At 70.5% G+C, this 22,143-nt stretch carries 16 protein-coding genes and 2 pseudogenes; 13 read left to right on the forward strand and 5 right to left on the reverse strand.

Annotated features, from left to right (window positions below; genetic code table 11):
- Positions 1-5: 5 nt before the first annotated feature.
- The gene (locus tag VM306_RS25370; protein WP_325519371.1) at positions 6-1,802 is read left to right on the forward strand and encodes a glycoside hydrolase family 15 protein; all 1,797 of its coding nucleotides are present in this window, start codon (positions 6-8) and stop codon (positions 1,800-1,802) included.
- Between the two features lie 33 nt (positions 1,803-1,835).
- Here the strand turns inward: VM306_RS25370 and VM306_RS25375 are convergent, their stop codons facing one another.
- A complete protein-coding gene (locus VM306_RS25375; protein WP_325519373.1) occupies positions 1,836-4,475 on the reverse strand; it encodes a glycosyl hydrolase 2 galactose-binding domain-containing protein in 2,640 nt (879 codons plus the stop codon).
- Positions 4,476-4,625: 150 nt separating this feature from the next.
- Between VM306_RS25375 and VM306_RS25380 the strand changes: the two genes are divergently transcribed.
- The 5 genes from VM306_RS25380 to VM306_RS25400 all read left to right on the forward strand — a co-directional run bounded on the left by VM306_RS25380 (position 4,626) and on the right by VM306_RS25400 (position 9,536).
- Positions 4,626-5,207, forward strand: a complete 582-nt coding sequence (locus VM306_RS25380) for a DUF3558 domain-containing protein (protein ID WP_325519375.1) — start codon at positions 4,626-4,628, stop codon at positions 5,205-5,207.
- Between the two features lie 119 nt (positions 5,208-5,326).
- Complete coding sequence (locus VM306_RS25385) at positions 5,327-5,698, forward strand: transcriptional regulator (RefSeq protein ID WP_325519377.1); 372 nt, start codon at positions 5,327-5,329, stop codon at positions 5,696-5,698.
- 15 nt (positions 5,699-5,713) lie between these two features.
- The gene (locus VM306_RS25390; protein ID WP_325519379.1) at positions 5,714-7,021 is read left to right on the forward strand and encodes a PPE domain-containing protein; all 1,308 of its coding nucleotides are present in this window, start codon (positions 5,714-5,716) and stop codon (positions 7,019-7,021) included.
- 8 nt (positions 7,022-7,029) lie between these two features.
- A complete protein-coding gene (locus VM306_RS25395) occupies positions 7,030-7,836 on the forward strand; it encodes an ESX secretion-associated protein EspG (protein WP_325519381.1) in 807 nt (268 codons plus the stop codon).
- A 56-nt stretch (positions 7,837-7,892) separates the two neighbouring features.
- Positions 7,893-9,536: a glycosyl hydrolase family 28-related protein gene (locus VM306_RS25400; protein WP_325519383.1), complete on the forward strand. Its 1,644-nt coding sequence runs from the start codon at positions 7,893-7,895 to the stop codon at positions 9,534-9,536.
- On the opposite strand, the gene VM306_RS25405 is transcribed toward VM306_RS25400, so the two are convergent.
- The gene (locus tag VM306_RS25405) at positions 9,531-11,708 is read right to left on the reverse strand and encodes an FtsK/SpoIIIE domain-containing protein (RefSeq protein ID WP_325519385.1); all 2,178 of its coding nucleotides are present in this window, start codon (positions 11,706-11,708) and stop codon (positions 9,531-9,533) included. The genes VM306_RS25400 and VM306_RS25405 overlap by 6 nt on opposite strands.
- Positions 11,705-13,171, reverse strand: coding sequence for a hypothetical protein (locus tag VM306_RS25410; protein ID WP_325519387.1), 1,467 nt, complete (start codon positions 13,169-13,171; stop codon positions 11,705-11,707). The genes VM306_RS25405 and VM306_RS25410 overlap by 4 nt, the downstream gene beginning before the upstream one ends.
- Positions 13,172-13,259: 88 nt before the next feature.
- On the opposite strand from VM306_RS25410, the gene VM306_RS25415 reads away from it, so the two are divergent.
- A complete protein-coding gene (locus tag VM306_RS25415) occupies positions 13,260-13,607 on the forward strand; it encodes a sterol carrier family protein (RefSeq protein WP_414672451.1) in 348 nt (115 codons plus the stop codon).
- Here VM306_RS25415 and VM306_RS25420 read toward each other — a convergent pair.
- Both VM306_RS25420 and VM306_RS25425 read right to left on the reverse strand, forming a co-directional pair.
- Positions 13,604-15,568 (reverse strand): alpha/beta hydrolase, encoded by a 1,965-nt coding sequence (locus VM306_RS25420; RefSeq protein ID WP_325519392.1) that lies wholly within the window; start codon positions 15,566-15,568, stop codon positions 13,604-13,606. The genes VM306_RS25415 and VM306_RS25420 overlap by 4 nt on opposite strands.
- The gene (locus VM306_RS25425) at positions 15,565-15,888 is read right to left on the reverse strand and encodes a type VII secretion target (protein WP_325519394.1); all 324 of its coding nucleotides are present in this window, start codon (positions 15,886-15,888) and stop codon (positions 15,565-15,567) included. The genes VM306_RS25420 and VM306_RS25425 overlap by 4 nt, the downstream gene beginning before the upstream one ends.
- 74 nt (positions 15,889-15,962) lie before the next feature.
- On the opposite strand from VM306_RS25425, the gene VM306_RS25430 reads away from it, so the two are divergent.
- The 6 genes and pseudogenes from VM306_RS25430 to VM306_RS41445 form a co-directional block, all read left to right on the forward strand.
- Positions 15,963-16,736: a maleylpyruvate isomerase N-terminal domain-containing protein gene (locus VM306_RS25430; protein WP_325519396.1), complete on the forward strand. Its 774-nt coding sequence runs from the start codon at positions 15,963-15,965 to the stop codon at positions 16,734-16,736.
- Positions 16,736-17,077, forward strand: a complete 342-nt coding sequence (locus VM306_RS25435; protein WP_325519398.1) for a hypothetical protein — start codon at positions 16,736-16,738, stop codon at positions 17,075-17,077. Before VM306_RS25430 ends, VM306_RS25435 begins: the two co-directional genes overlap by 1 nt.
- A gap of 128 nt (positions 17,078-17,205) precedes the next feature.
- A complete protein-coding gene (gene purF / locus VM306_RS25440) occupies positions 17,206-18,711 on the forward strand; it encodes an amidophosphoribosyltransferase (RefSeq protein WP_325519400.1) in 1,506 nt (501 codons plus the stop codon).
- A gap of 47 nt (positions 18,712-18,758) precedes the next feature.
- Positions 18,759-19,820 carry a phosphoribosylformylglycinamidine cyclo-ligase gene (purM, locus tag VM306_RS25445; protein WP_325519402.1) on the forward strand — a complete coding sequence of 354 codons (1,062 nt, stop codon included), beginning with the start codon at positions 18,759-18,761 and terminating at the stop codon, positions 19,818-19,820.
- Positions 19,821-19,872: 52 nt separating this feature from the next.
- Positions 19,873-20,331: pseudogene (locus VM306_RS25450) on the forward strand (SigE family RNA polymerase sigma factor); the annotation flags it as partial.
- Positions 20,332-21,079: 748 nt separating this feature from the next.
- A pseudogene (locus VM306_RS41445) lies at positions 21,080-21,538 on the forward strand (SigE family RNA polymerase sigma factor); the annotation flags it as partial.
- Positions 21,539-22,143 lie beyond the last annotated feature (605 nt).

Genomic DNA, 22,143 nt, shown 5'->3' on the forward strand with positions numbered 1-22,143 from the left:
AGGACATGAAGCCACTGGCCTTGGTCGTGCTCCTTCTCCTCATGTCGGCCCCGGTCGCCCACGCGGCCGAAGTCGTTCCCCTGCCCGCGGACAAACAGGCGTTCGGCACAGCCAGGTCCGCGGAGAGCCCGGTGTGGTTCACCCTGGGACACCAGGGGCTCTCCGAGATCTTCTTCCCGGACCTCAGCACGCCCGCGACCCGCGAGACCCGGTTGCTGGTCGACGGAAAACCGGGTCAGGCCCACACCGAACCCGCCGACACCCGGTCGCTGACGTTCCGGCAGCGCCTGCGCGGCGACGGGTGGCACGCCGAGATCACCTACGTCACCGACCCCCGGCGGGCCGCCGTGCTGGCCGAGGTGGAGATCACCGCCCAGCGGCCCGTCCGCCTGTCGATCGACCACGTGCCGATGAAGGGCGGCGGCGAGATCGCCAGCACGTTGCCGACGGGCCCGGTGCGCCACGCCCACGGCACCTTCGCCGTCGGGTTCGGCAAGGGCGTCGCGAAGACCGCGCTGGACCGCGGGTTCGGTGCGGTGGCACGGGAGTACGCCCAGGGCTGGCGCGCCTACCTCGACGGGCTGAAGCGGCCGAAGTCCGCTGACCGGCGGCTCTACGACATGTCCGTGATGGTGCTGGCCGCCACCGAGGACAAGACCCACCCCGGCGCGTCGATCGCGTCGCCGAGCTTCCCGTGGGCCTTCGGGTTCGACCGGTCGCTGGCGCCGGAGCTCGGCCCGTACGCGCTGGTCTGGCCGCGCGACCTCTACCACGTGTCCACGGCCATGATCGCCGCCGGAGACCGCGGGTTCGCCCAGCGGGCGCTGGACTTCATGCTGCACGAGCAACAACAGCCCGATGGCCACCTGCCGCAGAACACGCGGGTGGACGGCACCCCGGTGTGGACCAAGGTCCAGCTCGACCAGGTCGCGGCACCGCTGCTGCTCGCCTGGCAGCTGGACCGGCGCGATCAGTCCACAGTGGACCTGCTGCGTCGTTCGGCCGACTACCTGGTGGGCTACCCGAACGCGCCGTTCAGCGAGCAGGAGCGGTGGGAGAACCAGAACGGCTACTCGCCCGCCACGATCGCCTCGGCCGTCGCCGGGCTGGTGTGCTTCGCGGACCTGTTGCGGCGCAACGGGGAGAACGCCGACACCTACCTCGCCACCGCCGACGCCTGGCAGCGGCAGGTGGAGGGCTGGACGGCGACCAGGACCGGCCCGTACGAGCCCAAGCCGTACTACCTGCGGGTCACCAAGGACGGAAAGCCCGACCTGGGGACGAAGTACGACCTCGGTGACAACAACCCCACCGACGTCGACCAGCGCGCGGTCGTCGACCCGAGCTTCCTGGAGCTGGTCAGGCTGGGCGTGAAGCGGGCGGACGACCCCGTGATCGCGAACACCGTGCGGGTCGTGGACCGGCAGCTGAAGGAGCAGGGCTACTGGCACCGGTTCACGCAGGACGGTTACGGCGAGACGGCGGACGGCAGGCCGTGGAACATCACCTGGCCGACGCCGACCCGCACGTACGGGCGGCTGTGGCCGTTGCTGACCGGCGAACGCGGCGAGTACGAGCTGCTCCTCGGCGACAGGGCCACCGCGGCGAAGCGCCTGAGGGAGATCGAGGCCACCGCGAACAGCGGCCTCATGCTCCCCGAGCAGGTGTGGAACGGCCGGGGCACCACCTCGGCCACCCCGCTCGCCTGGACGCACGCGCAGTACGTGCGGCTGGCGTGGTCGCTCGACGCGGGCCGCCCCGTGGAACGGCCCGACGTCGTCGCGAACCGCTACGCGCGCTGACGACACGGCCTGGCCCGTCGCCGGGCCAGGTTGCTAGCGCTTCGACACGTTGTGACCGGACAGTTCGACCACCGGCTGCGCACCGCCGAGGTCGGACGTCCGGTACTCGGCCCGGATCGTCTCGGTCTCACCGGGGAACAACGTGACGTAGTTGTCGGTCCAGTCGACCGGCAGCACCTCGGCGCCGCCCTGGCCCTTGCGCAGCGACGCCCGCAGGAAGAAGGCCACGGACGTGCCGGTGTTCTTGATCGTCACGTGCGTGGCCTGCCTGCCGCCGGTGCCCGGAGTCGTCGTCGAGGACACCGACACCTGGCCGGCCTTCAGCGAGCTCAACGACTTGAGGTCGGTGTACTGGGCCTGCGGGGTGTACCACCAGTCGCCGCCGTTGTAGTCCAGCGTGTCGGCCTTCGTCGACAGCCAGTAGACGTTGCGGTCGACCACCTTGCCGCTCGCGTCCTTGAGCAGCAGCCGCACGAAGTACGCCGGGGACAGGCCGGACGGCTGCGGCAGGGTCCCCACCCGCGCGGACCCGTTGGCCTTGGCGGGGACCGGACGCGTCTCGTTCGCCTTCTGCGTGCCGTCAGAGTTGAAGACGGTCACCTGCACGCTGAGGCCCTGCTGCGCCCGCAGACCCATGTTCACGACGGCGAGTGACTTGTCGTCGTAGGAGTACTGCACGTGCAGCGCCCTGTTCGCCGTCTTGGCGCCGAAGTACGACCCCGCGGTCGCGAGGTTGTAGTTGTAGAGGTGCCAGTAGAGCTTGGGCCACGGATCGTTCTGCATCCAGTAGATGACGCCCTGCGCCTGGTTCGCGCCTGTGTCGGAGAAGTCGCGGCCGAACGCCTCGAACTGCGCGCGGTTCGTCTCGTACTGCTGCAGCTGGGCCTTCTTGACGAAGTCGTCCACGGTGGACGGCTTGCCGTACCGGTTGTCGAGCGCGGTGCCCCACAGGCCGATCTTGCTGAAGTTGCCCGACGGCGACAGGTGGTACTGCTGTGCGTTGTAGTCCGTCAGCTTGTTGATCTCGGACTGGCTGAGGAACTTCTTCAGCTCGTCCATCTCCGGGATCGCGAGGCCGGGACCGATCTCCGACGCGAAGCCCGCGCTACCGCCCTTCTGGTTGTCGTACCAGTAGACGGGCGGCTCCCACCAGTACGGGCCCTCCATCTTCATGCCGGAGTCACCGAGCTGCGGTGAGGTCCGGCGCGCGGCCGCGGTGATGATTGGCGTCTGCCAGTCGGCGCGCCTCAACGCGTCGAGGTAGATCGTCTCGACGTCGGCGACCGGGGCCTCGTCGGAGCCGATCAGGAACGTGAACACGCTGGGGTGGTTGCGGATCCGCTTCGCCTCGCCCTCGGCGGACGCGCCGGCGACCCTCTTGTCCTCCGCGGTGAAACCGCCGGTGTCCTGCCACTTCGAGCAGCACTCCCAGCCGGTCATGACGAGGATGCCCGCGCGGTCGGCCAGGTCGTAGAGCTCGTCGTTCTCGGGCTTGCCCTCGAGGCGGATCGTGTTGAGCCCCATGGACTTCGTCAGCGCCAGCTCGTCGGCGATCTTGCGCGGGTTCGTGCGCAGGAACAGGTCGGAGGCCCAGCCGCCGCCGCGGATCAGGATCGGCTTGCCGTTGATCTGGTACTGGACGTTGCCGCTGACCATCTTCGAGGTGACCTCGCGGATGCCGAACGTCGTGGCCTGCTCGTCGGTCTTCACGCCGGACACGGTCGAGGTCGCCGTGGCGTCGTACAGCGGCTGCGCGCCCATCTGGAACGGCCACCAGACCTGCGGGTTCGTGACGTTGAGCGTGAACGTGACGGTCTTCGTCTCGTTCGCGGCGAGGCTGACGTTCCGGCTGTAGCTCTGGCCCGCCGCGCTGCCGGCGACGGTCGTGGTGACCGCGCTGCCGGTGTTGTTGCGCGCGTCGACCTTCACGGTGACGGTGGCGCTGGTGAGGTTCGGCAGCGGCAGGTCGGTCAGCACGTGCAGGCCGCGCAGCGAGACGGCGCCGCTCTGCACCAGGTCGACGTCGCGGAACAGGCCCTGGTTGCGGTCGGGCGGGAGCTGCGACCAGTCGATGAAGTGGATCACCAGGTCCTTGGCCGGGTCGGCGGGCGACGCCTTGATCGCGAGCGCGTTGTCGCCCTTGCGCAGCAGGCCGGTGACGTTGAACTCGTGGGTCGGGTAGGCGCCGACGACGGTGTCCGTGCCGGCGACCCTGGTGCCGTTCAGCCAGATCTCGCCGCGGGAGATGACGCCGCCGTTGAGCTTGAGGAAGGTGTTGACGCCCGGCCGCGGGTCGGCCTGGAAGACCTTGCGGTACCACCACGGCACCTTGAAGTCGTTCGCGTCGACCTGCTTGAGGTTCTGCGAGTAGGTGACGTCGGGGTACCTGTTGTTCGCGATCAGGCCGGCCATCACGGTGGACCGGGCGGGAACGGTCATCCACCCGGAGTCCGGATAGGCCGGTCCCGAGATGACGTCACCGGCCTGCGTGGCCTTGGCGCTGCTCTGCAGTCGCCAGTCGGGGATCGTGGAGGTCGTTCCGGGGCTCGCGGCCACCGTGAACGCCGCTCCCGTGCCGGGCACGGGTCCCGCGGTGGCTGAGGTGCCTGGTACGAGCAAGGCCAGGCCCACCGCGGCCACGACCAGTGTCGGCAGTGGTCGGTTGCGCAGCATGTCGCTCCTCGACGCATCGGGGCGGCGGCGCTTCGGGGTACCGTAAAGAAGGTTTCCTTTTCTTGTCGCCACCGGCAATGCACCTTCCGGGTGACGCGGGACGCGCCCTTGGCGACCCTGCGTGTCCGGCGACCCGGTACGTTGACCCGCATGCGTCGACTTGCCGTCCCGTTTCTGCTGGCAGCGGTCCTGACCGGGTGCTCATCGACGGAACCCGGAGCGCCCACGACGGGCAACCCCGCCCCGGCGACCGGGACCTCCACCGGTTCCCGCGCCATGAACAGGCCCAAGGCGGTCGACCTCAAGACGCTCGACCCGTGCTCGCTCTACACGGACGAGGTGAAGACGGCGCTCGGCGTCCGCCTCGTGACGCCGCGCGACCCGCAGGCCGACTACGGCGAGGGCAGCAAGACGTGCGGCAACAACTACGAGGCCCCCGCGTACTCGTCGTCGATCTACACCTTGCTCAACGGCGGTGTCGACCGGCTCAAGCAGACGGTCGGCGAGGCCGAGCTCACCTCCGTGCGAGCGGCCGGTTACCCGGCGTACATCGACAAGCGCGAGAACGCGGCGGGACCGGCCTGTGATGTTTACGTCGATGCCAATGACGGGCAGTTGTTGCTGGTGAACGCCGTGGGCGGGTTCGGAGAGGACAAGACCACAGTGGACGGGGCGTGCGAACAGGCGACCAAGCTCGCGAACGCGGTCGGACCTGTTCTCGCGACCAAGTGATGTCGAGTAGAACTACGCGCCTTGTACGGGAACCGGTCACTCGCGTCACGCATCAGAGCTAAAGTCGTTTCATAAGCACACGCGGCCCAACTGGGGGGCCGTACTGAGGAGGGTGTGCCGTGCAACTCGCGGACGGAGGAGGCGGCCCGTCGCTGCCGCCGGAGTTCGGGCAGCGCAAGCTGAAGGTCGAGCCGCAGGCCATTCCGCAGGCTCGGGCCGCCTTCCAGCGCGCGCTCGACGAGTTCGACGCCAAGATCAAGCCGGCTGTCCACGACCTGCCCACGAAGCCCTGGGCGAACGACCCGATCAGCAGTGAGACGTCGAAGGCGTTCAACGAGCAGACCTCGGAGAAGGCGCTCGCGGCGCTGAAGTTCTACCGCGCGCAGCTCGTCGGCGTGATCGACCAGCTGACGATGATCGAGGAGCAGTACCGCCAGGTCGAGGGCGACAACACGGCCATGTGGGGCAAGCACCTGCGGGACAGGGACTGAGAGGAGGCCTGACCGATGACCGACCACCGCTTCCAGGGGTACGGACACCCCGAGCTGTACAAGATGATCAACTCCGGTCCCGGCGTCTCCGCCTCGATCCCCGTCGAGCAGGGCTGGAAGGCGATCGCCGCGACGCTCGCGCAGATCGACGGCGACCTGCACGCCGGTCTGGCGAAGATGGGCGCGGGCTGGGAGTCCGACGCCGCCGACGCCGCTCAGGGCGCGCTGTCGCCGCTCGCGGAGTGGGCCGGTTTCGCCGAGACCGGCGCGACCACGATGGAGAGCTCCGCGCGCCTGCAGGGCGAGTTCATCGCGGACGCGCGCAAGAAGATGCCCGAGGTCGTCCCGGTCACGACCGAGAAGCCCGGCCTGCTGGACATGGCGGCCGGCGCGCTGACCGGTCCCGTCGGCATGGCGCACGTCGTCGGCCAGCAGCTGGACCACGAACGGCAGGAAGCGGCGGCGGACAACGCCGCGGCCCAGGCCGTCAAGGTCATGGAGGACTACCAGTCCGACAGCCGCTGGAACTCCTCGACGCTCGGTGAGTTCCCGAACCCGCCGCAGGTCGTGATCGACACGCCGCCGCCCGCCGACACCGGCACCGGCAGCACGCGTGCGGGCTACAGCTCGCCCACCGGCTACGCGCCGACGGGCAGCCACACGGGCACGACCACCCCGTCCTGGACGACGCCTCCCACGACGACCGGCAACCCGGTCTCGACGTGGACGCCGCCGCCCACCGACACCACGCACACGTCGTGGACGCAGCCTCCGACGACGACGCCGCCGGTGAACACGCCGACGCCGCCTCCGCACCTGCCCACCCCGCCGTCGAACCCGACGCCTGCCCCGCCCGGTGGCCCGGTCTTCACCCGGCCCGGCACCGGTGGTCCCGGTGGCGGCTCCGGCAAGAGCGGTGGTCCCGGCGGTCCCGGTGGCGGCGGCAAGAGCGTCAGCGGCGTTCGCGGTGGCCAGCTCGGCTCCGGCAAGGCGTTCGGCCCGATGTCCGGGTCGCTCAACTCGTCCGGCCAGGGCTCGATGAAGCCCGGCGGCCTGTCGGGCATGGGCTCGGGCCTGGGTTCCGGTCCCGACGGGGTGCGCGGCGGTGCCGTGGGCTCCGGCGCGGGCGCCGCGGGCAAGGGTGGCGTCGCGGGTGCCGCGGGCAAGGGCGGTGCCATGGGCGCCGGCGGTGCCCACGGCCAGCGGGGCGAGGGCGAGGACGACATCGAGCACAAGGCGGCCGACTACCTGGTCGAGACCGGCGACGTGTTCGGCGACGATCGCATGGTCGCACCGCCGGTCATCGGTGGATTCTCCGAATGAGCAGGTAGATGTCTCTGTTCGGCGGTCCGGCGGAGAGGGAGCCGATCACTCTCTCCGCCGAGGAGTTCGACGTGGTGTGGGAACGGCTGGACGCCGGTCCCATGCCGCTCGTCCTCAAGGTTCCCTCTCCCGGCAAGACGCGGGACGAGCGCGTCCAGCTCGAGAACCGCGTCTACCAGCAGCTGGACCACCGCCGGCTGGGCAACTCGCGCGGCTTCGCCCCCGAGCTGGAGGGGCTGCTGCGCATGTTCGTGAAACCCGAGCGGGAGGCGGACGGCCGCCTCTGGCTCGGCAGGAGCCTGCGCGTCCTCGCCGTGGCGAACGGCGACTTCGGCGCGGTGGCGACATTGCGGGACGACCAGCTGACGTTCCAGCCGTGGGCGGGCTCCGGGCTCGCCTCGGCGGTGCTGTCCGTGCTGCCGCCGCACCCCGCCGGAACCGGTCTGTCGGTGACGCTGCCCAGCGCGGACATCGAGAAGGCCATTTCCCAGACCGACGGCACGCCGAAGTCGATGGAGGCCGCCTTCCGGGACATCGGCCTGCGCGAGGCCGACGCCAAGGCGCTCGTGACGATGTTCACCGGGCTCGTGCACACCGGCAACTTCGGTGCCGCCGCCCGCGACAAGTACGGCAAGCGCTGGCGTCCCGAGCGCGTGGTCGCGTTCTTCGACACCGAAGAGGGCCGTTACCTGCAGCAACGCCGTTCGTCGAACGGCCAGCCGCCGTGGAGCACGTTCACGCCGACCGACGCCCGCCGCATGATGCACCAGGTGGACGAGCTGATCGCCGAGGCGGTGCGTTCCGCGGGCGGCTGATCTCTGGTTTGATCTGACCACCGCCGCCGTGGCCAAGACCCCTTGGAGACGGCGAAATGAACATCGACAGACGGCGATTCCTGCTGGCTACAGGGGTCGCGCTGGTCGGGTCGCCAGTGGTGGCGGGGACTGCCTCGGCAGCGTCCCCCGCCTCGCTGTGGCAGGAGTTCGTGGCGAACCCGTACGACCACCCGCAGATCCCGAACATCGCCTACGCCGGCTACCGCACCGGTGAGAAGCCCCCTCGCCGTCCCGTTCTCGCGAACGTGCTGTTCTTCGGCGCGCGCCGCGACGGGTCGGCCGACGCGTCCGCGGCGATCAACAGGGCGATCGAGCTCGTCGGGAAACTGGGCGGTGGCACGGTCTTCGTCCCGGCCGGCCGGTACCGGATCGACGACGTCGTCCGCATCGGCTACGACAACGTGGTGCTGCGCGGGGCGGGCAGTTCCAGGACGACGTTCTACGCCACGCGGTCGCTGGAAGAGATCATCGGCATCAACCGCAGCCGTTATGGCTCGGAGAACTCGGCGTGGAGCTGGTCGGGCGGCCTGGTCTGGGTGTGCCACCGCGACCGCTACCAGCCGCTGGTCGACGCGATCAGGGCCCACCGGTGGCCGTTCGAGGGCTGGACGGGAAACGAGCTGGAGGCCGGCGAGACGCTGACCGCGGTGTCCGGTTCCGCGGCACGGGGTTCGTTCGTCCTGACCGTCGAGAACGGACGGTCGTTGCGGGCCGGTCAGCGCGTCCTGCTGCGGCTGGACGACTCCGAGTACTCGCTGCCCAGGCACATGTGCGGCGACGTGCCCGGCACCGCCTCCTACCGGTGGGACGACAAGGACAAGCTCCTGTCGTACTTCCCGTTCCTGTGGCCGGTGCGCGTGGAGTGGGTGCGCGGCACCAGGGTCAAGCTCGCGCAGCCGTTGCCGCTGGAGATCCGCCCGGAGTGGAGGGCGCGTCTCACGACGATGGCCCCCGTCGTCACGGGCGCGGGCGTGGAGGGCATCAAGATCGAGATGTTCAAGGTGCCGACGCCGAAGCACCTGCTGGACAAGGGGTACAACGGTCTCGCGTTCCAGTGCGCGTGGGACTGCTGGGCCGACGACGTGCACGTCCACGACGTCGACAACGGGTTCCTGCTGGTGTCCTCCAAGGGGATCTCGCTGCTGAACACGCGGGTCTCCGGCCGCGGCCACCACCACGCGTACGCGACGCGCGAGCAGTCGCACGACAACCTGACCGACGGGTTCGTGATCGAGGCGCCGTCCGAGCCGTCGCAGGCGGGCGCGGGCAACCACGGCCTGAACGTCGAAGGCCTGTCGTGCGGGAACGTCTGGACGCGCGGCCACATGGACCACGACGTCTTCGACACCCATCGCGGCCTGCCGTTCGCCAACGTCCGCACCGAGATCGCCATCAACAACGTCGGTGCGCACGGCGGCAGCGCGAACGCCGGTCCGTTGTACGGAGCCAGGTTCGCGCACTGGAACGTCACCGTCACGAACCAGCGCGCGGGCAACGTCCGCATCGACCAAGTCGCGCCGTGCAGCGCCACCGTCGCGATCTCCGAGGTCCGCGACTTCGGCCAGGTCGACAAGCCGGACTTCACCGGTGACCTGGACTCACGGCTGGAGCTCTACGGCACGACGGATGTCACGCCGCGCAACCTCTATGACGCACAACGGAAGTTGCGCCGGTCATGAGGTCGCGATCCGCACCTGCTGCTTGAGCTGGACGCACAGGCCCGTGCCCGGTCGGTCGGGGAGGTTCGCCTGACGGCGTTCGTCCACGGCCGACCAGGACGGGTCCGCGAGCTTCAGCTCGACGCCCCAGGCGAGGTCGTCCCTGATGAACTGCGGCACCTCCGCCCACGTCGAGGCGGTCACGACGACGTGCCGCTCTTCTGGACGGCCGTAGAGCGGGCCGTCCGCCAGGTGGAAACCGGTGGTGGAGCCGAAGGTCCTCGTGATCGACTCGGTCAGGGTCCGCATCGCCGTGGTGCGGCCGGAGCCCGGTTTGCCGACGATCGCGCCGTGCCCGCCCTGGCCGAAGGCGGCGTAGAACACCTCGACGCTGCGTTCGAAAGGGTTGTCGCGCAACCCGAGCGGGACGGCGTCGTGCCCCGGCGAGATGGTGCCGAGCTCGTCGAGCGTGAGCTTGGACCACTCGTGCAGCGGCGGCGGCAGGAGCGGGTCGAGGAGGGGTTCGACCTTCTGCATCGCGTGCGGGAGCGACCTGGTCAGCTCGTCGAGGTCCGGTGGCAGTTCGACGCGTTCCACGGACCTGCTGATGCGCCGGGTCCAGCCGTTGCCCGTCAGCTCGAAGCGATAGCCGAGGAAGCTCTGGAGGTCGCCGGCCGGCGTCGTGCCGGACAGCAGCAGGTGCTGGCCGTAGGTGCGGCCCAGCCGCCCGAACTCCTGGAAGACCTCGAGGTACGCGGGATGCGCCCGCAGCAGTTCCGCAGCGCCGTCGACGCAGATCAGGAGCTCCGGCAGCGGGTCGAACGGGGCGCCGCTGTCGCGGGCCGCGCGGTAGTCCCAGGTCGTCCTGTGCTCGGCGGCGACGAGGATTCCGGTGCGCCGTTCGTGCTCGCCCTTCAGCGCTTCGACGAGCCGGTCGGCGGTCGCGGGAGTCATGCCGCGGTAGTGCCCGTACACGTGCGGCGCCTTGTCGAGCCCGGCGAAGACGCCCGTGCCGGGGAAGTCGATCAGGACGAGCTGGAGGTCGTCCGGTGGGTGCCACAGCATCTGGCCGAGCAGCAGGGAGCGGAGGAGCCCCTGCCGGTTCCGGCCCACCACTTCGCCGTGCGGGCCCATTCCGTCCTGGAGGCTGGCGCTCTTGAGGTCGATCTCGACCGGCCGGCTGTGCTCGTCCGTGCCGATGATGACGCGGAACTGCTCGCCGGCCGGTCGCCGCCGCCAGGTCTTCTGCCGGTCGAAGCCGCCGGGGACCCCGTGCAGTGCGGCGAAGCCCGGCACGGGTTCCGCGTCACGCATCAGCTGTGGCAACGACCTCGCCATGTCGTCGAGGTTCTCGGGCACCGAGCACTCGGGGACCTGGTTCGGCGCGGTGTCGTGCGGGCTGTCGAGCAGCAGTTGCACGCCGGACTTGCCGACGTCCTGGGCGATGGTCGCGAGGGTGGCGGCGAAGCCGGGGTCCGCCGCGAGGATGTCCCGCAGTCCGCTGACGCACACCAGGAGCTGCGGGAGCACCTGGTAGAGGCCGCGGTGGTCGAAGATCGTCCAGGTGTTGCCGACGATCTCGAGCCGGCGTTCCGACTCGGCCAGCAGCATCGTGGTGACCGGCGCGGGATTCGCCGCCGCGTCCCGGAAGTGGCTGTGCACGTGCGGTGCCCTGGTGAGCCCGGCGAACACGTCCGTGTCGTGGGCGTCGATGAACATCGCCTGGAACAGCTTCGGCGAGTGCGTGGTCATCAGGCCCAGCACCAGGCTGCGCAGGGTTTCCGGTGTGGTCGCGTGGAGGTGCGATCCCGTTCGGTACTGACCTTCGTGGTGGACGAGGTCGACCACGACCGGGTCGCCGTTGTGGCCGACCGGTGTCCGTGACCAGTGGCCCTTCCACGCCTCGGCCTTGGTGAAGCCGCTCAGCCCGTGCAGCGCGAGGAAGTCCGTTCGCACCAACGACCTCAGGTGCTCGGGGACCTCGTTCGGCGCACCGGCGGTGATCACCACCCGGACGTCGCGGGCGGTCGCGGTGATCCACCTCAGCGACTCGGCGAGGCCGGGATCGCGTGCGGCGCAGAGTTTCCAGTTGTCGATCAGCAGTGTCGCGCCTGGTTCGCCGCCGCGTTCGAACCAGGCCAGGAGGTCCTGGCCGTGGTCGGAGGGGCCGATGCGGTAGACCTGCGGGCTCACAGGAGTGCGATCTGGACGGCGGTCCTGTCGCGCACGGAGAGCCCGAACCCCGGCAGGGCCGGCACGGTCGCGGCGCGGCGGGCGCCGACCAGCGACGTGGCCGGGTCGTCGAGGCGGAGCTCGATGCCGAGGGCGAGGCTGTCCCGGATGAACGACGGGACCTGGTCCCACGTGCGCGCGGTGACGACGATGTGCCGTTGCGGGTCGAGCGGTTCGCCGGGACCGTCGAGCAGCTGGTACGCGCTGAGGTCGCCGAGCACCGCGGCGAGCGTGCGCAGTGCCGTCGACTTGCCGGTGCCGGGCGCACCGACGATCGCGCCGTGGCGCAGTTCCTCGGTGAAGTGCGGCACAAGTACGTCCTGGCGGTGCTCGTACGGCTTGTCCACCACGCCGAGCGCACCGGGCGGAAGCATGTCGAGCGTCAGCGGCGTCCCGTCGTGGCCCAGCGGCGGGATCATGATCTCGTGCGCCGTCCCGGCACCGGGCGCGTGCGGCAGCAGTTCGAGCATCTCGACGAGGTCGTAGGTCGGCACGGCCAGCGGCCATTCCGGCAGCTCGTACGGCATCCGCGGGTCGCCGCCGGAGTACAGGACGTGCACGCCGAGCATGCGTCCGCCCCGCATGGCGACGAGCAGGATCTCGCGGAGCTGCGGCTCCCGGTGGAACAACGCCTCCGGTCCGTCGACGCAGATCAGCAGCTCGGGCAGGGTCTCGCCGCGCGTCTTGGCCTCCTGGCGCCGGCTGAGCTCGCCCGCCAGCGCGTCCACGAGCCGCGGGAGGGCCGCGTCGTCCGCCGGCGTGATCGTGTGCGCGACCTGGGACGCGAACGACAACGGCTCGAAGACCCCGCTGCCGTTGCCGTCGAGGAAGAGGTACTGCAGGCGGTCGGCGGAATGCGTGGCCATGAACCCGAGCAGCACGCTCTGCAGCTGGTCCAGCGTGCCGCGGTGCAGGGCGCTGCCGATCTCGATCCGCAGGTAGACCGGCCACCCGCGGTCGTCGACACCGGCCGCCGCCGTCAGGTCGTCGCGTTGCCACATGTCGCTGAGGTCGGCGTCGATGCCGTGCAGCGCGAGGAAGTCCGTCGGTTCGCCGTGGAGTTGTCCGCGCAGCCGGTGCGGCAGATCAGCCCATCTTTTCGCCGTGACCACGGTCTGCACGCCCTGCCGCGGCCCGAACGCCGCGATCCACTCGACGGTGCGGTCCAGCTGCGGGTCCTGCTCGAAGCACAACGCCCAGTCGTCGACCAGCAGCACGGCGCCCTTCGGCGCACCGCGCTCGAACCAGTCCAGCAGGCTCCGGCACCCCGCCTGGTCGGCCGGGTCGAACGTGGCCGAGACCGGTAACGGGTCGGCACCGCGCCCGATCCGGTAGACGGCCATGTCCGGCGCGGCCTGCAAAGCCGCCGTCAGCCGTTCCCTGGTCGCCTGCCCGGGACCGACGACGGCGAAGTTCCTGATCACAGCCCACATATACCAACAGCGCCAGGAGCGCCGCTGCCCCTTCGCTAATGTGGGCGCCGTGCCAGCCAGAGCCGTCGACCCCGCCGAGATGCGCGCCGCGGTGCAGGCCGTCCTCCCCTGGCTGCGAGGCGAGGCCGACCAGCCCGAACGCCCCGTGCTGGCCGCCGCGGTCCGCCTGAGCCTGCGCACCCTGGAACAGATCGCGCCGGGCCGCAGCGTCGAGGTCCGCGTCCCGCCGTTCGCCGCCGTGCAGTGCGTCGAGGGCCCGCGCCACACGCGGGGAACACCCCCGAACGTGGTGGAGACCGACCCCCGCACGTGGCTGGAACTGGCGATCGGCGCGCTGTCGTGGCCGGAAGCCCTGGACGGTGCTCGGGTCACCGCCTCCGGAACCCGAGCCGACCTGTCGTTCCTGCTGCCGGTCGTCCGCTTCTAGAACCACGAGCCGACGGTCTTGATCGCGCCGCCGACGCCGTCGACGACGTCGCGCCCGACCTCGATCACGTTGCCCACGGTGTCGACCACGACATCGCCCGCGTCGCCGGCGACCTCCTTGGTCGTGTCCCAGGCGTGCCCGGCCGCGTCACCCCAGTTGCCCCGCGAGACGTCGTCCACGACCTGACCGCCGCCGCGCCAGACGTCCTCGCCGATGTCGACGACCTCCTTGCCGGTGTTGACGCCCCAGTCGATGACGGGCCCGATCCCCGGCAGGTCCGACCCCGGCACCTCACGGGGTGTGGGCGCGTCCTGCCAGCGCTGCTCGGTGACGTCGCCGCCGTTGCCGTTGGCGATCCTGGCGATGTTCTCGAGCGACTCGGAGTCCTTGTCGTAGTACGACGAGTGCGCGTGCCCGATCCAGTCCTCGCCCGAGGTGCCGAAGGTCTTCGCCCCGAACGACGAGTCGTAGGGCCCTGTCGACGACCCGTCCTTGGTGAACCAGTCGCCACTCGTGGCCTGGATCACCGGGTCGTGCTCGGTGCCACCGACGTACACGTGCCCCGGACCGGCCGACAGCTGGTCCACGTTGGACGCGCCGACACCCGGCGAGCCGACGAACACGATGTCGTCCGCCTTGAGCCCGTTGTCCATCGCCGAGTACCCGACGACCGTGCTGCCGTAGCTGTGCCCGACGACCGTGACGTGCGCGTTGGGGTTGGCCGTCCGGTACCCCTCGACGTCCGCGGCCAGGATCGCCGCGCCCTCCCGCGCCTGGGCGGGGTCGTTCACCTGTCCCGGCAGGAACTCCGGCGCGTCGTAGCCGAGCCACTGGATGGCCGCGCCGTTCGGTCCCATCTCGGCGCTGAGGTTGGCCGCCTGGTCCAGGCCGAAGCTGCTGAGCTTGGACGTGGTGCCGGGCACGGTCACCGCGACGTTGTCGGCCGTGTCGGGGTTGCCGAAGGCCACGGCGATGGCGCCTTCCTTGGCCCCTGCCCCGTCCGGGCTCCACGCGAGCACGTACGACGACTTGCCGATGTCCCTCGCCTTGTCGTCCGCCTCCACCAGGGCGGCGGCCGCGTCGGTCGAGTTCTTCGCACGACGGGAAGCCTCGTCGTACTGCGACATCAGCTGGGAGCCCTGCGGGTCGTTGCGCAGCGCCCGCTGGCCCTCCGCCGACTTCGGGTCGACCCCGAGCTCGGCCGCGCGGTCGGCGAGCCGCTGCTCCAGCTCGGTCTTCTGCTGGGTGAACCGCGTCACGTCCTGCTTGATCCGCTCGCGGTTCGCCTGGTCCAGCACGGGGGCCGGCAGACCGCGGAGCTGGCCGAGCTCCTGGAACTTGGTCTTGAGAAGCGCGTCCTTCTCGGACTGGCTGAGCTTGTTCCACCACTCGGCGACCGCCTTCGGGTCGGTCCCCGGCGGCGGCACCGGAGGCAGCGCACCGCCGGCGAGCTGGGCGGCGCGGCTCCAGCCGCTGTCCGTCCGCGCGGACTCCTCGAAACCCGGCGGGATCTTGGTGAGCGCACCCGCGTACGAGCGCAGGACGTTCTCGTACCCCGACCTGACCCTGGTCAGCGCGTCGTTGACCTGGTTGGCGAGTGTGCGGGTCTGCGCCTCGTCCAAGCCCGGCGGACGGCTGCGCCACACACCGATCGCCTGGTCGGCGGCACCGCGCATCTGACCGTAGGCGCGCGAGGCGGCCTGGACGATGTCGACGCCGGCGCCGAGGCGCTGGCCCGCGGCCCTGGCGGCGTTCGCGGACAGCTCCGCGCGCGCCGTGAACTTCGAGGAGGCGTCACCGACCCAGTTGCTGACCGCCGTCCGGCCGCCCTGGGCGACGGACTCGCCGGCACGACCGACCGCGCTGATCGCACCGGTGATCGGGTCCGAGGCGGCCGCGATCCGGCCGGCGTCCCCCGCGGCGAGCTTGCCGTACAGGCTCTCCGGGTCCGTGTAGCTCACTTGCCGCCCCCAAGTCCCGAGAAGAGCTTCTTCAGCACGGCCTCGTGGTCCTCTTCCGTGCGCTGGTAAGCCTCGGCGTTCGACGTGAGGCCCTCCGCCGCGTCGGTGAGCCACGCGGAACCGCGCTGCAGGTCCTGGGAGTGCGTTCCGACGAACTTCGACAGCGCGTCAGCGAACTCGGCGGCGGCGTCGACCTCGCCGAGCGCCCCGGCGTCGAGCCTGAGCATCGAGATCATCTCCGCCGCCTCGCGCACCGCGTCGGAGCCGTTGCCGAACTCCTTGGACGCGTTGCGCAGCAGTTCGGGCTCAACGCCGAACATCGCCATCGCCACCCCCTGGTTGGTCTCTGATCCATGCGACGCAGAAGCATCATGGCCGGTTCCACACTCACGAGGTGACCGTTTCGGGCACGATGTCGTTCATGGTGCAGACGGGGTGGACGGCCCAGCGGTGGACCGCCGTGTTCATCGAACAGGCGGAGATGTTCCGCAAGGCGGTGGCGGACGCGGATCCGGCGGCCGAGGTGCCGACGCGTCCGGGGTGGACCGTCCAGGACCTGGTCGTCCACGTCGCGCGCTTCCTGCAGACCTCCACCGACTACCTGCGCACCGGCAGCCGCAACCAGGTCCGGCCGCCGCACCCGCCCGCGGGGCTGGCGCCTCTCGAGTACCTCGACCTGCAGCTGACCGCGGCCGCGGAGATCCTGACGGCGGTGCCGGGGAACCGCCCGGTGTGGACGTTCTCGCCCGCGGCTCCCGATCTCGCGTGGGTGTGGCACCGCCGCATCGCCCACGAGACGGTCCTGCGGCGCTTCGACGCGCAGACCGTCGTCCGCCAGGTCGTGGGCACCGATCCCGACCTCTGCGTCGACGGCATCGACGAGGTGCTGACCACGATCGTCGCCGCCAAGCTCCAGGGCGACGTGCCGAACATCGTGCCCGGCACCGCCGTCGTGCGCACGACCGACCTGCCCGAGTCGTGGCTGATCTCCCTGACCCCGGACGAGGCGCCCGAGATCCGCGCGGCGGCCCCCGGCGAGGAGGGCGACGCCCTGGTGACCGGTGAGGCCGAGCTCGTCTACTTCTGGCTCTGGAACCGGATGAACCTCAGCGAGATGACCGGCGACCAGCGGGTGCTGGACGTCCTGCGGGTCGGACGGGGGCACTGATGCGCGCGCTCACCGCGGTCCTGCTGGGCTGCCTGCTGGTGGCGGGCTGCGCCTCCGACTGGCAGGAGCAGGTCACCTACGAGGTCGTCGAGGTCTACGACTACAAGATGGCTCCGAGCTCCGAACCGGAGAAGCGGGTCCGGCTGAAGCTGTCGGGGGAGGCGCCGAGCGGCGTGCTGTCGAAGGACTCGCTGGCCTCGGCGGCGGTGGCGCTCGCGGACATCAGCGGTGGTGACGTCGTGGCCGGTGACTCGGTGACCTGCACGGCCAAGCAGCACACGTCCGGGGCCTCGCAGACCAACGGGATCAAAACCGAGCTGAGCGGGTGCCGCAAAGCCTGAAACGGCTCACTCGTGCGTCTGAACGCATGAGTTTGGTCACCCTGCCAGGGGTTCGAGGGGGGTCTACCACAGGGTGCTCCACATACACTCGGGTTGCAGCCAGCCCCACTCGTGAGGGAGCCAACTCGGTGGTCGTGGACCATTCCCAGCCCGAACAGGAACCCCGTGAGGAGTGCGGCGTCTTCGGCGTCTGGGCTCCCGGTGAAGACGTCTCGAAGCTGACCTACTACGGGCTCTACGCCCTGCAACACCGCGGCCAGGAGGCAGCGGGCATCTCCGTCGGTGACGGCGCGCAGGTCGTCGTGTTCAAGGACCTCGGGCTCGTCAGCCAGGTCTTCGACGAGCAGGTGCTCCAGAGCCTCAAGGGCCACGTGGCCGTCGGGCACTGCCGCTACTCCACCACCGGGTCGACGACCTGGGAGAACGCGCAGCCCACGTTCCGCACCACCGCCGCCGGCTCGGCGCTCAGCCTCGGGCACAACGGCAACCTGGTGAACACCGCCGAGCTGCTGGAGAAGGCCAAGGGCCTCGGCATCGTCGTGCGCAACGGCGCGACGACCGACTCGGACATCCTCTGCGGCCTGCTCGCCCACGCGGCGGCCGACAAGGGCATCGAGCAGGCCGCGCTGGAGCTGCTCCCGACCGTCAAGGGCGCGTACTGCCTGACGTTCTCCGATGAGAGCACCCTCTACGCCGCGCGCGACCCGCACGGGGTCCGTCCGCTGGTGCTGGGCCGTCTCGAACGGGGCTGGGTCGTCGCCAGCGAGACCGCGGCGCTCGACATCGTCGGCGCCAGCTTCGTGCGCGAGGTCGAGCCAGGTGAGCTCATCGCGATCGACGAGGACGGCCTGCGGTCGACCCGGTTCGCCACCCCCGAGCCCAAGGGCTGCATCTTCGAGTACGTCTACCTGGCGCGGCCGGACACGACGATCTCCGGGCGTGGCGTGCACGCCACGCGGGTCGAGATCGGGCGGCGGCTCGCCAAGGAGCACCCGGTCGAGGCCGACCTGGTGATCCCGGTGCCGGAGTCCGGCACGCCGGCCGCCATCGGGTACGCGCAGGCCAGCGGCATCCCGTACGGGTCCGGCCTGGTCAAGAACGCCTACGTCGGCCGGACGTTCATCCAGCCGTCGCAGACGATCCGCCAGCTGGGCATCCGGTTGAAGCTGAACCCGCTCAGGGACGTCATCCGCGGCAAGCGGCTGGTCGTCGTGGACGACTCGATCGTGCGCGGCAACACCCAGCGCGCGCTCGTGCGCATGCTGCGCGAGGCCGGGGCGCTCGAGGTGCACGTGCGGATCGCGTCGCCGCCCGTCAAGTGGCCGTGCTTCTACGGCATCGACTTCGCCTCGCGGGCAGAGCTCATCGCGAACGGCCTGGACGACGACGGCATCCGCCGGTCGGTCGGCGCCGACTCGCTGGGGTACGTGTCGTTGGAGCAGCTGATCGCGGCGACCGAGCAGCCCAAGACGCGGCTGTGCTCGGCCTGCTTCGACGGGGAGTACCCGATCGAGCTGCCGCAGGACGCGCTCATCGGCAAGCACCTGCTCGAGGGCCTGAAGGGTGTCTCGGGCTCGGCCGCTCCCGTTCTGCCGAACGGCTATGGTGCCGAAGACGCACTCCGACGTCCCTGATTTTGGGTACGTCCCTAGGCACCCGGATCCAAGTGGAAGAAGTTGACGTGACCGACAGCGCCAAGGCCACCTACGCCGCCGCCGGAGTCAGTATCGCCGCAGGTGACGAGGCGGTGGAGAAGCTCAAGCCGTGGGCGGCCAAGGCGCACAGGCCCGAGGTGCTCGGCGGGATCGGTGGCTTCGCGGGCCTCTTCCAGCTCAAGCTCGACCGCTGGAAGGAGCCGGTCCTCGCCTCCTCCACGGACGGCGTCGGCACGAAGATCGCCATCGCGCAGGCGCTGGACAAGCACGACACCATCGGCATCGACCTGGTCGCCATGATCGTGGACGACCTGGTCGTGTGCGGTGCCGAGCCGTTGTTCGTGCAGGACTACATCGCCGTCGGCAAGGTCGACCCGGACAAGATCGCGTCGCTGGTCAAGGGCATCGCCGAGGGCTGCGTCCAGGCCGGCTGCGCGCTGCTCGGCGGCGAGACGGCCGAGCACCCCGGCCTGATGGGCGACGACGACTACGACGTCTCCGGCACCGGCGTCGGCGTGGTCGAGCAGTCCAAGCTGCTCGGCCCCGACCGCGTCCGCGACGGTGACGTCGTGATCGCGATGGGCTCGTCGGGCCTGCACTCCAACGGCTACTCGCTGGCCCGGCACGTGCTGCTGGAGATCGCGCGGATGCCGCTGGAGGGCCACGTCGAGGAGTTCGGCCGCACCCTCGGCGAGGAGATGCTGGAGCCGACCAAGATCTACGCCAAGGACTGCCTCGCGCTGATCGCCGAGACGGAGGTCCGCGGGTTCTCGCACATCACCGGTGGTGGCCTCGCCGCGAACCTCGCCCGCGTCCTGCCGGCGGGTCTGCACGCCACGCTCGACCGCGGCACGTGGACGCCCGCGCCGGTCTTCCAGCTCATCGCCCAGCGCGGCCGCGTGGAGCGCGAGGAGATGGAGAAGGCGTTCAACATGGGTGTCGGCATGGTCGCCGTCGTCGCGCCCGAGGACGTGGACCGCGCACTGGCCGTGCTCACCGCCCGCCACGTCCCGGCGTGGGTGCTCGGTGAGATCACCCGGTCCGAGGAGGGCGGCGCCGCGCTCGTCGGCGACCACCCGCGTTTCTGAGGCAACTTCCCGGCCCGGTCGCCGCGTACTACCGGCGACCGAGGAGGGGCAGTTGGACCGGGACCGCGAGTTCGGGGAGTTCGTCGACGCACGCGCTTCCGTCATGCGCCGCACGGCATATCTGCTGTGCGGCGACTGGCACCGTGCCGAGGACATCGTCCAGAACGCGTTGATCAAGCTCTACGTGGCCTGGTCGCGCGTCCGCAAGGACAGCGTCGACGCCTACGCGCGCAAGGTGCTGGTGCGCACCGCCGCCGACGAGACCAGGCGCGGCTTCTTCCAGCGCGAACGCATCGTCGACGCCGTGCCCGAGAGCGCCGTGGCGGACGCGGCTTCCGACCTGGACCTGCGTCAGGCGCTCGACGCGTTGCCTCCTGGCCAGCGCGCTGTCGTCGTGCTGCGGTACTGGGAGGACCTCAGCATCACCGAGACCGCCCGCATCCTCGGCAGGACGGAGGGCACGGTGAAGAGCCAGGCCGCCAAGGGCCTCGCCGCGTTGCGCGACCTGCTGGAGGACGAGCCGGCGTCCCGGATCCACACCTCCGAGGTCATCCGCAAGGGCAGGACGCGGCTGGCGCGCAGGCGCACGGCGATCGCGGGAGCCCTGGTGTTCGCGCTGCTGGCCGGGATCGGCCTGACCGGATACCTGGCGAGTCCGCGGCAGGCCCCGGACAGCGGGGGCGCCGCGCTGTCCGAGGCCACCGACCGCAACGCGGTGCTCACCGAGCTGTTCCGGTCCTCGTACCGGCTGCCGCCCGGCGTGACCGCCGAGGACGTGCCGGAGATCAGGGCCGGGGCGTTCGTGTTCTTCACGCGGGACACCAACACCCCCGACGGCCTGCGGCGAGCGGTGGCCAGGCTGCGGGACGCGCGGGGCGTCGGCGGCGTCACCATCGCGATCGGGCGCGCCGCGAGCACGGACCTGGGCGCCTGCGACGACGCCACGTGCCGGATCGAGGAACGCGACGGCGTCAAGATCCGGACCATCCAGATCCCGGTGCCCGGCCGGCCCGACGCGCAGGTCCTGTCGGCCAACGCCCTCCGCCCCGACGGCACGACCATCTCGATCACCAGCGACAACCTCGGCAGGTTCAGCGACGTCGTGCGGGGCCAGCCCGACGTGAGCGGCGCGCCTCAGCGCCCGGCGCCGCTGCTGGACCGCGAGGAGCTGGCGAAGATCGCGACACTTCCGGGCCTCACCTTCTGAGGCAACCTCCTGAGGCGGTCGCCTCGTACTAAGCGGCGACCGAGGAGGGGACTTGGACCGCGACACCGAGTTCGGGGAGTTCGTCGACGCACGCGCTCTCGTCATGCGCCGCACGGCATATCTGCTGTGCGGCGACTGGCACCGCGCGGAAGACATCGTCCAGAACGCGCTGATCAAGCTCTACGTGGCCTGGTTACGCGTGCACAAGGGCAGTGTCGACGCTTACGCCCGCAAGGTGCTGGTGCGCACCGCCATCGACGAGGGCCGCCGCGGGTTCTTCCGGCGTGAACAGTCCGTCGACGCCGTGCCCGAACACCCGGTGACCGACGACTCGGCGGACTTCGACCTGCGGCTGGCACTCGACGCGTTGCCTCCGGGCCAGCGCGCTGTCGTCGTGCTGCGGTACTGGGAGGACCTGAGCGTCACCGAGACCGCCCGCGTCCTCGGCAGGACGGAGGGCACGGTGAAGAGCCAGGCGGCCAAGGGGCTGGCGGCGTTGCGCGACCTGCTGGAGGACGAGCCCGAGCTGCGGATCCACCGTTCCGAGGTCATCCGCAAGGGGAAGACGAAGCTCGCCCGCAGGCGGGCCGCCATCGCGACGTCGGTGGCCTTCGTGGTGCTGGCGGGGCTGGGCACGGCCGGATACCTGGCACTGCCGCGGGAGTTGTCCGGGGCGACCCCGACTCCCGGGGAGGTGGTCGTCGACCGCAACGGTCAGCTCACCGCGATCCTGCGCGACGCCGACGTGATCCCGGCCGGAGTCACCGTGCAGGACGCCCAGGGCGTCCCGGCAGGCGCGCTGCGGTTCTTCGACACCGGAGACGTCCGTCGCGCCGTGGCACTGCTGAAGGACGCCCAGGGCACCAGTGCGGTGACCGTCGAGCTCCACCGCGGCAACGCCGGCGAAGACCTCACCACGTGCTTCGAGCCCGAGGTCGCGCCGTGCGAGCTTCGCGAGGCCGACGGCGTCAAGATCCGGTCCAGCATCTCGGGCAGGCAGGACAGCGTCCACATCTACCAGGTGGAGGCGCTTCGACCAGACGGTGCGTACGTCAAGGTCAGCAGCGTCAACGTGGGGGAGTTCCGCACCAACGTGGCCGGCATGCCGAAGCTGGA

Origin of the sequence: Lentzea sp., assembly GCF_035525475.1 — a bacterium.
In the GTDB taxonomy this organism is placed as follows: Bacteria; Actinomycetota; Actinomycetes; order Mycobacteriales; family Pseudonocardiaceae; genus Lentzea.